Source organism: Finegoldia sp. P2-F-LR (assembly GCF_052932265.1).
The window spans coordinates 60,332-75,012 of the sequence record NZ_JBRFJF010000008.1 but is presented as its reverse complement, the minus strand read 5'-3'; the positions used below and the strand labels follow the sequence as shown (position 1 = coordinate 75,012).

At 32.3% G+C, this 14,681-nt stretch carries 15 protein-coding genes; 9 read left to right on the top strand and 6 right to left on the bottom strand.

The genetic code is table 11. The features are described 5' to 3' along the window. Nucleotides 1-54: 54 nt before the first annotated feature. The 6 genes from ACU68W_RS06175 to rpmH all read right to left on the bottom strand — a co-directional run bounded on the left by ACU68W_RS06175 (nucleotide 55) and on the right by rpmH (nucleotide 4,225). Nucleotides 55-1,593: an ABC transporter ATP-binding protein gene (locus tag ACU68W_RS06175; RefSeq protein ID WP_311437614.1), complete on the bottom strand. Its 1,539-nt coding sequence runs from the start codon at nucleotides 1,591-1,593 to the stop codon at nucleotides 55-57. Nucleotides 1,594-1,852: 259 nt separating this feature from the next. After that, entirely contained in the window at nucleotides 1,853-2,776 is a 924-nt protein-coding gene (jag, locus tag ACU68W_RS06170) for an RNA-binding cell elongation regulator Jag/EloR (RefSeq protein WP_446756290.1), read from the bottom strand. Then, nucleotides 2,773-3,504: a YidC/Oxa1 family membrane protein insertase gene (locus tag ACU68W_RS06165; protein WP_094207867.1), complete on the bottom strand. Its 732-nt coding sequence runs from the start codon at nucleotides 3,502-3,504 to the stop codon at nucleotides 2,773-2,775. Before ACU68W_RS06165 ends, jag begins: the two co-directional genes overlap by 4 nt. Before the next feature lie 15 nt (nucleotides 3,505-3,519). Further along, the gene (gene yidD, locus ACU68W_RS06160) at nucleotides 3,520-3,732 is read right to left on the bottom strand and encodes a membrane protein insertion efficiency factor YidD (protein ID WP_094206476.1); all 213 of its coding nucleotides are present in this window, start codon (nucleotides 3,730-3,732) and stop codon (nucleotides 3,520-3,522) included. Then, entirely contained in the window at nucleotides 3,720-4,061 is a 342-nt protein-coding gene (gene rnpA / locus ACU68W_RS06155) for a ribonuclease P protein component (protein WP_002835949.1), read from the bottom strand. The genes yidD and rnpA overlap by 13 nt, the downstream gene beginning before the upstream one ends. A 29-nt stretch (nucleotides 4,062-4,090) precedes the next feature. Further along, the gene (gene rpmH / locus ACU68W_RS06150; RefSeq protein WP_002835948.1) at nucleotides 4,091-4,225 is read right to left on the bottom strand and encodes a 50S ribosomal protein L34; all 135 of its coding nucleotides are present in this window, start codon (nucleotides 4,223-4,225) and stop codon (nucleotides 4,091-4,093) included. A gap of 215 nt (nucleotides 4,226-4,440) precedes the next feature. On the opposite strand from rpmH, the gene ACU68W_RS06145 reads away from it, so the two are divergent. The 9 genes from ACU68W_RS06145 (at nucleotide 4,441) to gyrA (ending at nucleotide 14,677) form a co-directional block, all read left to right on the top strand. Continuing rightward, nucleotides 4,441-4,713: an ArsR/SmtB family transcription factor gene (locus ACU68W_RS06145; RefSeq protein WP_094206477.1), complete on the top strand. Its 273-nt coding sequence runs from the start codon at nucleotides 4,441-4,443 to the stop codon at nucleotides 4,711-4,713. A gap of 22 nt (nucleotides 4,714-4,735) precedes the next feature. Continuing rightward, entirely contained in the window at nucleotides 4,736-5,326 is a 591-nt protein-coding gene (locus ACU68W_RS06140) for a methyltransferase domain-containing protein (protein WP_094224018.1), read from the top strand. A 658-nt stretch (nucleotides 5,327-5,984) separates the two neighbouring features. Continuing rightward, nucleotides 5,985-7,430, top strand: coding sequence for a chromosomal replication initiator protein DnaA (gene dnaA, locus ACU68W_RS06135; RefSeq protein WP_094207869.1), 1,446 nt, complete (start codon nucleotides 5,985-5,987; stop codon nucleotides 7,428-7,430). 287 nt (nucleotides 7,431-7,717) lie between these two features. Then, a complete protein-coding gene (dnaN, locus tag ACU68W_RS06130; protein ID WP_002835942.1) occupies nucleotides 7,718-8,821 on the top strand; it encodes a DNA polymerase III subunit beta in 1,104 nt (367 codons plus the stop codon). Then, entirely contained in the window at nucleotides 8,814-9,020 is a 207-nt protein-coding gene (gene yaaA, locus ACU68W_RS06125; protein WP_002835941.1) for a S4 domain-containing protein YaaA, read from the top strand. The genes dnaN and yaaA overlap by 8 nt, the downstream gene beginning before the upstream one ends. Next, nucleotides 9,020-10,087, top strand: coding sequence for a DNA replication/repair protein RecF (gene recF / locus ACU68W_RS06120; RefSeq protein ID WP_094224020.1), 1,068 nt, complete (start codon nucleotides 9,020-9,022; stop codon nucleotides 10,085-10,087). Before yaaA ends, recF begins: the two co-directional genes overlap by 1 nt. A 1-nt stretch (nucleotide 10,088) precedes the next feature. Further along, nucleotides 10,089-10,331, top strand: a complete 243-nt coding sequence (locus ACU68W_RS06115) for a DUF370 domain-containing protein (protein ID WP_349170751.1) — start codon at nucleotides 10,089-10,091, stop codon at nucleotides 10,329-10,331. Continuing rightward, nucleotides 10,331-12,247 (top strand): DNA topoisomerase (ATP-hydrolyzing) subunit B, encoded by a 1,917-nt coding sequence (gene gyrB, locus ACU68W_RS06110; RefSeq protein WP_446756289.1) that lies wholly within the window; start codon nucleotides 10,331-10,333, stop codon nucleotides 12,245-12,247. The genes ACU68W_RS06115 and gyrB overlap by 1 nt, the downstream gene beginning before the upstream one ends. 9 nt (nucleotides 12,248-12,256) lie before the next feature. Continuing rightward, nucleotides 12,257-14,677 (top strand): DNA gyrase subunit A, encoded by a 2,421-nt coding sequence (gene gyrA / locus ACU68W_RS06105; RefSeq protein WP_446756288.1) that lies wholly within the window; start codon nucleotides 12,257-12,259, stop codon nucleotides 14,675-14,677. Nucleotides 14,678-14,681: the final 4 nt, after the last annotated feature.

Sequence of the window (14,681 nt, the reverse complement as noted above, 5' to 3'; positions counted from 1 at the left end):
TACAAATAAATAAGAGCTTACAACTTCACTATATTGAAGTCATAAGCCCGTTATTTACCTCATATCTATAACTTTATCGTATTTTTTTAAAGTTTCGTCACCGTATTGATGAATTACTTCTATTACTGTATTTTTTGAAGAGAATATAATATCATCTATTATTTCTCTATTTTTCTTATCCAAATTAGACTTTATTTCATCTGCTAAAATTAATTTTCTGTCGTGGTACATTGCTCTTGCAATTTCTACTCTTTGTCTTTCTCCTCCGGACAAACTATCATTGGACAAAACTTTGGATTTAAGATGATTTATCTGTAACTTATCAATTATTCCATTTAATTTTTCTAAATTTCTATCATTATCTCCTAAAGTAATGTTATCTTCTAAATTAAGATTAAAAACATAACTTTCTTGTGATATAAAGCTGGTAAAACTCCTGATCTCAGCGGTTGATAATTCCTTTTTATTAAACATAATCCTTCCTTTAGATGCTGTTAAATTATTAAATATTAAATTCAATAACGTACTTTTACCACAACCACTTTCTCCTATAATTGCGACCTTGTCACCCTTTTCTATCTTAAAATTAAAATCTTTAATAATATCTTTATCATCATACGAAAAACTCAAATTATCAAAAGTAATTGGAAAAACTTCATCATTAAGATTTATTTTTACATTATCAATATCTTGATAAATGTAGTCGTACTTTTTTAAGAGATACTTTGATGATGAACGTGTATTATTAAAATATGCAAGTTCTTGGAACTGATATCCTATATTATAACTAACTAAGTAAACACTGATGAATACGCTTGACGATATTTTACCATTAAAACTCAAATATCCTCCAAGAATAAGAGGAATCATAGAACATACTATATCAACCAAATTAATCACAATGTTGTTTTTTGTTCGTATAATTTCATATCCCTTATAAGTATCCACATCCTGCTTTAAATATTTGTGATACAAATTAATGAAAAAGTCGGATACATTGTAAATTTTGATGATACTTCTTCCATTTTTGATGTCTTGTAATTTATTCATAAAAGCATCATCAGCTTTTGATAATTCTTCAGATTTATTATCTAATCTATTACTTCCATAATTACTCATAAGCGCTGGAATGCTGTAGAATACTATAAAAAGCATTCCCAAAAGGAAATTTCTTGTTAGTGCATAAATGATGGAAACACTTGTAAAACCAATCGACGATATAATAATTACCGTTGGTTCAATGTAGTTGTTTTCAATTTGACTTGAATCCTTTTCTATACTACTGACAATATCATTATCGATATGATTTTCACTTTTTAAAAAATGATTGAACACTTTTAACTTAAAAGATTCTCTAAAATCAGCTATTACATACGAATAGTAAAGTCTCTTTCCACTATCACCTATAAGCATTATAATTCCACACAAAATCCCAAACACAAGTGCTTTCATCAAAAATACTGTGTCTTTATTCTCAAATGATTTTATAATCAATGATACTATTACAGGATTCACCAAAGCCTCTATCCATGTGAGAACTATCGCAACAAAATATAAAATAAGATTTTTCTTCTTAACATTGTTTTTTATCATATTACCCTCTGAAATTTATATAACATTCTTAAAACTTGTACTTGACTAATAATATTTGATTATATTTAGCCTATTTTCTTCAAATAATTTTCGTTAACGATTTCAGAGATTATTTTTTTCTCTAAAATCTATTTATAAATTGTCATGATAATCACCACTTTCCTTTTCTTAGGATAAATCATAAAAAATTTGTTGTCAACTTTATTTCTTGTCATTCCACAAAAAAAGACCACATACCTAAGATATGTAGTCTCGTAATTTATTTTCTTTTAATAATAACTCTTCTATTAGGCTCATTGCCTTGAGAGAATGTATTCACTTTTTCATCGTTTTGAAGATAAGTGTGAATGATTCTTCTTTCGTATGGATTCATAGGTTCAAGCTTGATATCTCTTCCTGTTTGAATAGCCTTGTCAGCTAATCTTCTAGCTAATTTTTGAAGAGATCTTTCTCTTTTTGATCTGTATTGGTTGCAATCCAAAATAACTCTTATATAAGTGTCTGCATTTCTGTTAGTAACCAAGTTTACGATATATTGAAGAGAATCTAATGTTTCTCCCCTTTTTCCTATGATAATTCCGATATCAGATTCTTCTGAACACATAATATTGAACTTAATCATATTTCCTTCAGTTCTAGATTCGATATCGCAATCAATTCCCATATCTTCTATCATTTGTTTCAAGAAATTCTTGCTTGTGATGAAAAGTTCGTCGTTTCTATCAATAGTAACATCAGATTCAGCTTCTTGTTCTTCTTCAGTTTCTTCAGATTTTACAGCTTCTTCAGTTTCTTTAACTTCTTCAGCTTCTACTGGTTTTTCTGGTTTTACTGATTTTTCTACGATTTCTTCCTTATCATCTTCTGTAGATTTAGTTTCTTCAACTTCTTCTACAATTTTCTTGTCTTTTATAACTTTAGTATCTTCTTTTTGTTCTGTTTCAACTGAGTTAGAGTCAGAGTTTAGGATATTCTTCACGAAATCATCTGTACCCTTTTCTTTAACATCGTCTTTCAAAGACACCCTAACAACAGCGTCTTTTGCTCCAAACAAGCCCAAAAAACCTTGTTTAGCTTCATTTATAACTTCGATGTTAACTTCGTTTCGATTAGCTTGAAGCTTATCCAAAGCTTTATTGACACATTCTTCAACAGTCTTCGCACTAATTACTGTGCTTCTCATCTAACTTCCTCCGCAACATCTTTTTTGTCTTTATTCTTAATTATTAACCTTATTATAACTTCTAAAACGTTAGAAAATCCCCAATAAAGAATCAAACCTGAAGCGTATTTGCTTGAAATGAAGAACATAAATATAGGCATGAAATAAATCATTGATTTGTTCATCATTTCCATTTGATCAGGTTCATTTGATTTCTTATCCTTGTTATTAGTAGGCATACTGATCTTTGCTACTAAAAATTGAGTGAAAGCATTTATTAAAGGCAATCCAAACAATACTGGATCTGGTTTAGTCAAATCAGGTATCCAGAAGAAATTACGAGCGATCTCATTAATCTTAGACACATTATCAAACATGTACTTTCCTGGTTCTCTCATTACTCTAAATAATGCCAAAACCAAAACCATTTGTAAGATAATTGGTAAACAACCACTTAAAGGATTGAAATTATACTTCTTGTATAATTCTTGCATCTTTAATTGTTGAGTTTGTGGGTCGTTCTTGTATTTTCTTTGAATTTCCTTCATTTCCGGTTGCATCAAAGCATTTTGTTCTTGAGTTTTTTGCGTATGAATAGTTACCGGAAGAGTTATAAGCTTATAAATAAGTGTTAATAAAAGAATTGATATCGCAAAATACGATATACTTTTAGGTTCAGCCATCACATGTGAGATGTTTTCATATATGAACCTAAGAATAGTTCCAAATACATTTGCAATTATTTGCAATTCTACAACTCCTTTTTATTTTAGTGGGTCATATCCGCCTTTTGAAAATGGATTACATCTTAAAATTCGCCAAATAGTAAGCCCTAACGCCTTAAAAAACGGCTTTTTTCTGAAAGCCTCCAACGCATATTGTGAACAAGTTGGATAGTATTTGCACTTCCCATGTCCCAAATACGGCGATATTGCTTTTTGGTAAAATTTGATTAAAAATATCATCACTTTCGACATTTTTTATTCGATGCCTTTCTACAAACGTGCAATAATGCAGATTCTAGCTGTTTGTAAGTTAAGTCTTCAGTGTTTTTCTTCGGGATAATAACCATATCCAAGCCCTTGTCAAACTCAGAGAAATTAAGCCTTACAATCTCTCTCAGTTTCCTCTTGATTCTATTTCTTTCAACGGCATTGCCGTACTTTTTAGTAACAGAGAATCCGATTCGAGTTCCTTTTTTTGAATTGTACACTACCAAAGAGAAGTTTCTATTATAATAAGTCTTTCCCCTCTTGTAGACAACATTGTATTCCCTGTTATCTCTTAACCTTACACTTTTATCCATAATAAATTAAAGGCCACAATGAATGTGACCTAAGCTGATAATACTTTTCTACCTTTTCTTCTTCTAGCCTTTAAAACAGCTCTTCCACCTCTAGTAGCCATTCTATTTCTAAATCCGTGGTCTTTTTTTCTTTTTCTGTTATTTGGTTGATAAGTTCTTTTCATCAATCGCACCTCCTAGTATAAAATATAAGGACTTTTGCCTATAAAAACACTACTCCAATTATACTTATGACAATAACAATTGTCAAGCTTTTTTGTTGACAAATACCAATTAATCGCCAAAAATAATTTAATTATTACATATCAAAAATATTTGATGTATTGCGTAAAAAATGATATAATTAATATATCAAAAATATTTGATGTGAGGTAATAAAATGAACAACAAACAAATAGCAGACACATTTAAAGCATTGAGCGATGAAAAAAGAATAGATATTTTACAATTGTTGCAAAATGGAGAACAATGCGCATGTGTACTTTTAGAAAAACTAAACTTAACACAATCAGGATTGTCTTATCATATGAAGATACTTACTAATTCAAAAATAATAGAATCTAGACAAGAAGGAAAGTGGACATACTATAAAATTTCAGAAAAACAATGTCACAATCTAGCAAATCTATTAATAGAAATCACAAAGATATAAGATTTTAAAGAAAGGACAATAAATGAACAAACAATACACAGACGAAGAAATAAGACAACAAGTAACAAATTTCTACGATAACATAGCAGTAGGTAAGACGAGCACAGAAGTAAACTCAATAGACTTATACAAATCCTTAGGTTACGATCCTAAATTACTAGAAAAAATCCCTGAAGAAGTGTCATCAGGACTATCTTGTGGAAATCCACTTGATAACCTAGTATTAAAAGACACCGACACACTACTAGATTTGGGGTGTGGAATGGGATTAGATGTATTCATGGCAAGAATAACATATCCTAATTCCAATACAATTTATGGAATGGATAGGCTAGAGTCTATGATACAAAAAGCTAGTAAAGTAAGAGATAAAAAAGGATTCAAAAATATTGAATTTGTTCAAGGAGAACTCATCGACATGCCATTTGAAGATAACTCCATCGACAAAATCATCAGTAACTGTGTAATCAACCTTGAGCCTAACAAACAAAAAGTCTACCAAGAAATCCATCGAATCCTCAAACCAAATGGAATGTTCATAATCAGTGACATCACACTCAAAAAACAATTAAACGATGACATACTATCATTGGATAATATTTACGGATCGTGAGTTGGGGGAGCTCTTCTGGAAGAAGATGTAAAAGAAATCATTAAAAAAGCAGGATTTACAAATTTCTTTGCAAAAAGTGAGGAAGTCACAGACCCGTATGCCAAAAAATGGGGATATGGACTGAAAATAAAAGAATTTATCCAAGAAACTATGTTCATAGGAAATAAATAAATAACGAACACCAACATTTTCAAATAAAAATGTTGGTGTTTTTTTTCATAAAATTTCCACAAAACAGTAAAAATTGTGGATAACTTTTATCCACAATTCATTCTAAATTTAAAATATTAAACTCCTTTTGGAGATAAGTTATAGCAAACACAAAACCATTTATCAAAATTTTCAATAAATTTGTAATAAAAGATATGATTTGCTATAATTAAAGTATCAAAAAGTATGAAAAGTACGCATTTATTAACAAATTGTGGATAAGTTGTGGATAATATGTGAATTCTTGTTTTAAAACTTCACGAATTTGCTGTATATTCTAATTTAATATCCACAATTATTTTTCTATAAATTGATGTGGATAAGTTGTGCGAATGTGAATAAATTATATATTTTTTTTGTTTAAATTGGGAAATAGCTATTTATTTAATGTGGATAACTCATCATTTTGTGGATAAATATGTTGATAAGTAAAAAAACGAGGTGAAAAATGACCGACAAAGATGAACTCTGGTTAAAAATATCTAACACATTTAAACAGGAAATGTCTGATTTGAACTTCAACACATGGATTGCTCCATTAAAACCTCTTTATTTAACAAATACTGAATTTATTTTGCTTTCTCCAAATAGATTTACCAAAAAAACAATCTATAACAAATACTACGACGATATCCAAAAATACTTGGATTTCATCAGTAATATCAAGAGAAAAGTAGTCATCATAGACCGTTATGAAATGGATAATTACAAAGAAGAAAATATAATTCAAAACCAAAACATAGATGGTCAACGATCCATTCTAGTAAGTGAAGAAGTAAAAGAAGATGAAAAATACACTGTAGAAGACAAAAAACCTGAAACAAAACAACCAGAAGAAAAAACTGATTTGAGCCCTTACGGCAAGAATTTAATCAGCAAATACAAATTCGATACATTTGTAAAAGGAAAAAACAACGAACTAGCATTAGCCGCAGCACTTGCAGTAGCACAAAACCCAGCCACAGCATACAATCCATTGTTTATTCATGGAAAAGCAGGATTGGGTAAGACTCACTTGATGCATGCCATTGCTCATGAAATACTTAAAAATAACCCAAAAGCTAGGGTTATTTACACAACTAGTGAATCATTTACAAACGAACTTATATCTTCAATAGGAGATAAATCTACGAAAAAAAATTCACAATTTAGAGAAAAATACCGAAATATAGACGTACTATTAATTGACGATATTCAATTTATAGCAGGAAAACAAGGTACGCAAGAGGAGTTTTTCCACACATTCAACGAATTGTATAACCACAACAAGCAAATCATACTTTCCAGTGATAGACCTCCAAAAGAGATAAAAACATTGGAAGAGAGGTTAGTATCACGTTTTGAGTGGGGATTAATGGCAGACATTCAACCACCAGATTATGAAACACGTGTGGCTATTATAAACGAGTATTTAGATAGAAATAATACATCACTTACCCCAGAAATAATCGATTATATTGCTATGAATGTCAAAAGCAATATACGTGAGTTGGAAGGGGCAGTAATGAATGTCGTAGGTCAAAAAACTCTGATAGGAGATGGCAACATTACATTAGATTTGGCAAAAAATGTTCTAAAACAACTTATCGCAGACACTCAATTAAGACCTGTAACTATAGATTTAATCATTGAGAGTGTGTGTGATAGGTACAATGTAAGTCAAGATGATTTGCTTTCAAAAAAGAGATCCAAACAAATCGCATATCCAAGGCAAATAGCAATGTATGTGTCCAGAAAATTGTTGGATATTTCTTTGGTTAGTATTGCTTCAAGTTTTGGCAAAGATCACTCAACAGTAATGCATGGAATCAAGAAAATTGAGAATGATATCAAAAAAAGTTCAGAATTTGATGAAGAAATTGATAACCTAATCAACTACATTCAAAATTCTTAATTTATTAAACTTTATGATTGTGGATAAGTTTATTTTAGAGTTTTCTATCCACAATTTAATATTAATAACTATGTGGATAAGTTGTTGATAACTTTAAAGTGATAAACTAAAATTGTAAAAAGTTGATAATGTTGATAATCGCACAGCTTGTGCCAATTATATACACATCGTTATCAATATATAAAACACCACAAATTACAAACAAACTAGAGTTATCCACAATACAAACAGCCCTACTACTACTATTACTAACTATTATTATTATTTGTATAAACGAAAGGTAAAATATGAAATTAAAAATATCGCAAAAAGAATTACTTAAACATATCAATATTGCGCAAAAAGCGGTGTCATCTAGAACGACTATTCAGATATTAGAAGGAATTTTGTTCATCGCAGAAGAAAATTGTCTTAGACTTGTTGCTACGGATTTGGAACTTATTGTGGATACTAGAGCAAATTGTGAAATCTACGAAAAAGGTCAAATTGTAATTAACTCATCAATGATAGGGAATATCATTAGAAAACTTCCTGACGATGATATTTATATTGAAGTGGACGATAATAATATCAATATTAAATGTTTGTCTACGGAATTCAACATTCAAGGTCAAGATTCAAACGAATTTCCATCTCTTCCTTATATAGATAAGGATGTTAAATTGACTTTGGAACAATCTGAACTCAGAGATTCCATCAGAAAAACATCATTTGCTACAAGTATGGACCAAACAAGACCAGATTTGACAGGTGTTTTGTTCAATATTATGAACGATAGGATTGAATTTGTGGCCTTAGATGGTTACAGAGTTTCACTTGATTGTATGAGTAATGTGAGTGAGTTTGAAATGAAGGCTATTGTTCCAGCGAGAGCTTTGAATGAAGTTTACAAGATTTTGGAAGAAGGGGAAATAACTCTTAACATTATTACTGGAAATATTATTTTCAAATTGGAAAACACTGATGTTTATTCTAGATTAATCGATGGTCAATATATCGACTACAATCAAGTTATGAAACAAGATTTTTCGACTGTCGTTACTATAGAAAAGAGAGCTTTGCAAATGGCGTTGGAAAGAGCGTCTTTGATGGCAAAAGAAGACAAGGCGAATTTGGTTAAGCTAGATTTTTCTGGAAATGAATTGCATATTTCATCTAATACTGATATTGGTAAGGTCGATGAGTATGTGAAGTGCGAAATCGGTGGAGAAGATTTGAAGATTGCTTTTAATGCTAAGTATTTGTTAGATGGCTTGAAAGTTATTGATGATGACGATATTACATTGAATATGAGTGGAAGTCTAAGACCGATGGTGTTTAAGCCATTGAACGATACCAATTACACTTATCTTGTCCTTCCGGTAAAACTTGCAGGAGGTAATAATGATTAGTGTTAAAATTGAGTCTGAATTTATAAAATTGGAACAGTTTCTAAAATTCGCATCCATCGCACAAACTGGTGGCATGGCGAAAGAACTTATTAAAGAATCCATGGTTAAGGTAAATGACGAGGTTGAAACAAGACGCGGCAAGAAGCTTTATCCAGGAGATGTAGTGGAATTTGAAGGAGAGAAATACGTAGTCGAGTAATGATCGTTCAAAAATTAAAATTATATAATTACAGGAATTTCTGTGAAATAGAATTGGATTTTTGTGATGGTCTGAATCTGATTGTAGGCAGAAATGCCTCGGGTAAGACTAATATTTTGGAAGCTATTAATGTAGCTTTGAAGGGAAAAAGTTTCAAAACCAACACCAATTCTCACTTGATTAAATTCGGTGAAGATGAGGCTCGTATTGTAATGGATGTCTACGATGATGGTTTTGAGGATAAGATAGATATTACTATTAAAAGTAACGAAAAGATACTCAATGTGAATGAAGCTTTTGTGAATACTATTAAAGAATACAACGAGTATTTTGAGTGTATTGTTTTTAAGCCAGATGATTTGAAAATAGTAAAAGAATCGAAATCTTTGAGAAGAAAATTCTTGGATGAGTCCATAAGTGGTGTGGATAACTATTACAGGACTGTTTTGAAACAGTACAATCAAGTGTTGGATGAGAGAAATAAGCTCATCAAAAACCACAGGTACAATTCGTATTTTAATGAGCAGCTTAAGGCTTTGAATATTCAATTGGCAGACACTGGCTCATATATTATGCACAAGAGAAAAAGCTATGTCGAAAGGCTTCATCTTATCGCAAAAAACGTGTGCTCAAATTTGAGTGATGAGAATGATAAGCTGGACATGGAAAATAATTTTTCGATAGAATATGTAGAGGATATGACTAATCAAAAGAATACTTATTACAAGAGTTTGGTAGATATTTTGGATAAGGATTTGGAAAATAAGCAAACTAATTTAGGTATCCATCGTGATGATTTGGATATTTTAATCAACGACAAATCGGCTAAGTTTTTTGCATCTCAAGCTCAGGTGAGAACTGCTATTTTATCGATGAAGCTTGCACAATTGGATTTGAGTAGATTTTATAATGATAGATTGCCAATTATTTTGTTAGATGATGTTTTCAGTGAACTTGACGATTACAGAATCAACTACATCATCAGATATATCAAGGATTTTCAAGCTTTTCTGACGACTTCAGAAAGGGCTCCAGAAGGGTTGTACACGATAAAAATAGGTGAATGATATGTATTTGGATATTGGCAACAACACATTAATTGATGAAAATGAGATTATAGCAGTAGTTAATGTCTCGGACAAATTCTTCAAAGATTTTGATAAAAATGATTTGGATTATACGAAAAACGTAGAATTTGTGAATGAAGATGAGGACATTACTATAAGGTCTATAATCATAACTAATAGAGGAGTTTACAAGTCAAATATCAGTGGGAATTATTTGATGAATAACTTTATGAAAGGAATATAATGAAGAAAAAAAGAGAATATACTGCAGATCAGATTACAGTATTAGAAGGATTGGAACCGGTTCGTGTAAGACCAGGGATGTACATCGGTTCTACTGATGAAAAAGGTCTACACCATTTGGTGTACGAAGTAGTCGACAACTCAATTGATGAGGCGTTGGCTGGCGTGTGTGATTTGATTAAGGTTACTATAAAAAAGGACAATTCCATTATCGTAGAAGATGATGGTTCTGGTATTCCAGTTGAAACACACCCAAAAACAGGCAAATCAACGCTTGAAACTGTACTTACAGTGCTTCATGCGGGTGGTAAATTTTCAAACGACGCTTATCAATACTCAGGTGGTCTTCACGGGGTTGGTGTAAGTTGTGTTAATGCTTTAAGTACATATCTTATTGCCAGAGTCAAAAGAGACGGCAAAATGTACGAACAAAGATTTGAAAAAGGAAAAACTGTTACAGAACTTACTGTTATAAAAGAAAATGTCAGAGGAACTGGAACAACGATTGAATTTATGCCGGACAATACGATTTTTGAAACTTTGAATTTTGACAAAAATGTTCTTGCAAAAAGATTCAGAGAAATGGCGTTTTTGAATAAGGGCGTGAAGATAGAATTTGCTGATGAAAGAGAAGGCTACAAGGAATTGTTCCACTACGAAGGTGGTATCAAATCATTTGTAGAATACATCAACAAATCCAAAAAGCCTTTGGATCACGAAGTTATGTATATCGAAGGAGAAAAAGAAACTACTAAAGTGGAAATAGCTATGCAATACACTGAAAGCTATAACGAAACTATAGTTTCATTTACTAATAACATTAAAACAGTTGACGGTGGAACACATGTTGTAGGATTCAAATCTGCACTTACTCGTGCTCTTAACGATTATGCAAGAAATAAAAACATATTAAAAGAAAAAGACGATAACTTATCTGGTGATGATGTCAGAGAAGGTATCACTGCTGTTGTTTCAGTAAAACTTAACAACCCACAATTTGAAGGACAAACAAAAGGAAAATTGGGTAACTCCGAAGCTAGAACTGTTGTGGACAGCGTTGTGTACGAACATTTGAGTTTTTATTTTGAAGAAAATCCAAAAATCGTCAAGACAATTATACAAAAAGCATTGGCATCACAAAAAGCAAGACTTGCCGCAAGACGTGCAAGGGATTTGGTTCGTAAGAAATCGGTGCTTGACAATACTACACTTCCAGGAAAACTTGCTGACTGCCAAAGCTCAGACATCGAACACAACGAAATCTTCCTTGTCGAAGGGGATTCTGCCGGTGGTTCTGCAAAAGGTGGCAGGGACAACAAATTCCAAGCTATTTTGCCATTGAGAGGTAAAATCTTGAATGTAGAAAAAGCTCACCTTGAAAGAGTTTTAAATTCAAACGAAATCAAAGCTATGATTACTGCATTTGGAACTGGAATAGGAAAAAACTTTGACATCAGCAAACTTCGTTACGGTAAAATCGTAATAATGACCGATGCCGACGTCGATGGAGCTCACATTAGAACACTTTTACTTACATTCTTGTACAGATTTATGAAGCCATTAGTGGAAAAAGGTCACGTGTACATCGCACAACCACCACTTTACGGAATCATCAAAGGTGTTAAAGTAATGGAATATTGCTACACAGAAAAAGAATTAGAAGAAGCCTTGGAAAAATACGGCGAAAGAAGTAACATCAAAGTTCAAAGATACAAAGGTCTTGGTGAAATGAACGCAGAACAATTGTGGGATACTACAATGAATCCTGAACACAGAATCCTAATCAAAGTTGAAATCGACGGAGAAGACGAAAATGAACTCGACAACACATTCGATGTTTTGATGGGAGACAACGTAGAGCCAAGAAGAGAATTTATAGAACAAAATGCTGTTTATGCACAAAACATTGACGCTTAGGAGAATAATATGACAGAAAGAAAACTCAATATAAAACCAGCTGATTTGAAAAAAGAAATGGAAAGTGCATATTTGGATTATTCTATGAGTGTAATTGTATCACGTGCACTTCCAGATGTAAGAGACGGATTGAAACCTGTTCACAGACGTATAATTTACGGAATGCAACAACAAGGGTTGTTCCCAGATAGAAAATACTCCAAGTCCGCAAGACTTGTAGGGGAAGTAATGGGTAAGTATCACCCTCATGGTGACAGAGCAATCTACGATGCAGTTGTAAGACTTGCACAAGATTTCAATATGAGATATCCGCTTGTAGATGGCCAAGGTAACTTCGGTTCTATCGACGGTGACGGAGCCGCCGCACCTCGTTATACGGAGTTACGTATGGCAAAACTATCACTTGAAATGTTGCGTGACATCAACAAAGATACTGTTGATTTCCAAGACAACTATGACGGTGAAGAACAAGAACCAGTTGTACTTCCATCTAGATTTCCTAACTTAATCGTAAACGGATCCAGCGGTATCGCCGTTGGTATGGCGACAAATATGGCTCCACACAACTTAGGTGAAACTATAGATGCATTAATCGCATCAATCGACAATCCAAATATTACAATAGAAGAATTGATGAAACACATCAAGGCTCCTGATTTTCCAACAGGTGGAAACATCATGGGACTTGAAGAAGTCAAAAATGCATACACAACAGGACGTGGAAAAGTCAAACTAAGAGCAGAAGCTAGGATTGAGGAATCAAAGGGAAGATACAAAATAATCGTCACAGAAATTCCTTACCAAGTTAACAAATCCAATTTAATCAAAAAAATCGCAGATCTTGTAAAACAAAAGAAATTAGAAGGTATTAGCGATTTGAGAGATGAATCGGACAGAAAAGGTATGAGAATTGTCATCGAAACAAAAAGAGATGCCAATCCAAATATCGTGCTTAATAACTTGTACAAATACACTCAAATGCAAACTACATTCGGGATAATCAACCTTGCACTTGTAAATGGCGTTCCAAAAGTTTTGAATTTGAAACAATTAATAGACCACTATCTTGTTCACCAAGAAATCGTGGTTAGAAGAAGAACGCAATTTGATTTGAACAAGGCGAAGGCAAGAATTCACATAGTCGAAGGATTGTTGAAAGCAATCGACAATATCGATGAAATTATTCACATTATCAGAACAAGTTATGATGATGCGCTTGAAAAATTGATGCAAAGATTTGGCTTTTCAGAAATTCAAGCCCAAGCAATCTTGGATATGAGACTTAAAAGATTGCAAGGTTTGGAAAAAGAAAAACTACAAAATGAATTTGACGAATTGAGCGCATTGATTGAACAATTGACAGAAATTTTGAATAACAGACACATGTTATTAGAAATAATCAAAGACGAATTGACAGAAATCAAAACAAAATATTCAGACGACAGAAGAACTAAAATTCTAAGAGATGACGGTGATTTTGAAGATATGGAACTTCTAGAAGAAGAAGACATGTTTATTACTATCACTAACAAAGGCTACATCAAACGAATTTCCACAGATGCATACAAAGTTCAACACAGAGGTGGACGTGGTGTTAATGCAATGGGAATGAAAGATGGAGATTTCATCAAAGATATGTTCGCAACTACAACTCATCAAGATTTGTTGTTCTTCACTAATAAGGGAAAAGTTTATTCACTAAAAGCTTACGAAGTGCCAGAAGCAAGTCGTACTGCTAGAGGATCCAACATCATTAACCTAATCCAAATCGATGCCGATGAAAGTGTTACACAAGTATTGGCGTTGGATAAGGACAAAGAAGACGACCAATTTATAATATTCATCACTAAAAATGGTAAAGTGAAGAAGACTTCGTTGGATTTGTACGAAAATATTAGAAAAACTGGTATCATAGCTATCAAATTTGACGAAGGTGACGAACTTATCGATGTTAAACTTGTCGAAAAAAATGAAAATGTAATTATCGTCACTAAAAAAGGTATGAGTTTGCAATTTAATGTGGATCAATTGAGAGATTTATCCAGAAATGCTATCGGAGTAAAGGCTATAACGCTTAACAAAGACGATGAAGTTATTTCATTTGATTTGGTAAAAGACAATGAATTCTTGGCAGTTATCAGTGAAAATGGTTACGGTAAGAAGACTGAATTATCCAACTACACTACTCAAAACAGAGGTGGAAAGGGAATCAGAACTTACAAAATTGCCAAGAAAACAGGAGATGTAGCGTGTGCAAAGGCATTGAAAAACGAAGATGAGATACTTTTGATTAGCAAAAAAGCTGAGGTTATCAGAATTAAAGCGGAAGGAATATCTACACTTTCAAGATCAACATCTGGTGTATTATTGAAAAATACAGATAAGGGCGAAGATGCGATAGTAGCTGTAGCTAAGTATTTTGAAGAATAAGGAG

Excerpts from the sequence above, each read along its gene's own strand:
- ACU68W_RS06175 (WP_311437614.1), bottom strand. The coding sequence starts at position 1,593 with ATGATAAAAAACAATGTTAAGAAGAAAAATCTTATTTTATATTTTGTT.
- jag (WP_446756290.1), bottom strand. The coding sequence starts at position 2,776 with ATGAGAAGCACAGTAATTAGTGCGAAGACTGTTGAAGAATGTGTCAAT.
- yidD (WP_094206476.1), bottom strand. The coding sequence starts at position 3,732 with ATGTCGAAAGTGATGATATTTTTAATCAAATTTTACCAAAAAGCAATA.
- rnpA (WP_002835949.1), bottom strand. The coding sequence starts at position 4,061 with ATGGATAAAAGTGTAAGGTTAAGAGATAACAGGGAATACAATGTTGTC.
- rpmH (WP_002835948.1), bottom strand. The coding sequence starts at position 4,225 with ATGAAAAGAACTTATCAACCAAATAACAGAAAAAGAAAAAAAGACCAC.
- ACU68W_RS06145 (WP_094206477.1), top strand. The coding sequence starts at position 4,441 with ATGAACAACAAACAAATAGCAGACACATTTAAAGCATTGAGCGATGAA.
- ACU68W_RS06140 (WP_094224018.1), top strand. The coding sequence starts at position 4,736 with ATGAACAAACAATACACAGACGAAGAAATAAGACAACAAGTAACAAAT.
- dnaA (WP_094207869.1), top strand. The coding sequence starts at position 5,985 with ATGACCGACAAAGATGAACTCTGGTTAAAAATATCTAACACATTTAAA.
- dnaN (WP_002835942.1), top strand. The coding sequence starts at position 7,718 with ATGAAATTAAAAATATCGCAAAAAGAATTACTTAAACATATCAATATT.
- yaaA (WP_002835941.1), top strand. The coding sequence starts at position 8,814 with ATGATTAGTGTTAAAATTGAGTCTGAATTTATAAAATTGGAACAGTTT.
- recF (WP_094224020.1), top strand. The coding sequence starts at position 9,020 with ATGATCGTTCAAAAATTAAAATTATATAATTACAGGAATTTCTGTGAA.
- ACU68W_RS06115 (WP_349170751.1), top strand. The coding sequence starts at position 10,089 with ATGTATTTGGATATTGGCAACAACACATTAATTGATGAAAATGAGATT.
- gyrB (WP_446756289.1), top strand. The coding sequence starts at position 10,331 with ATGAAGAAAAAAAGAGAATATACTGCAGATCAGATTACAGTATTAGAA.
- gyrA (WP_446756288.1), top strand. The coding sequence starts at position 12,257 with ATGACAGAAAGAAAACTCAATATAAAACCAGCTGATTTGAAAAAAGAA.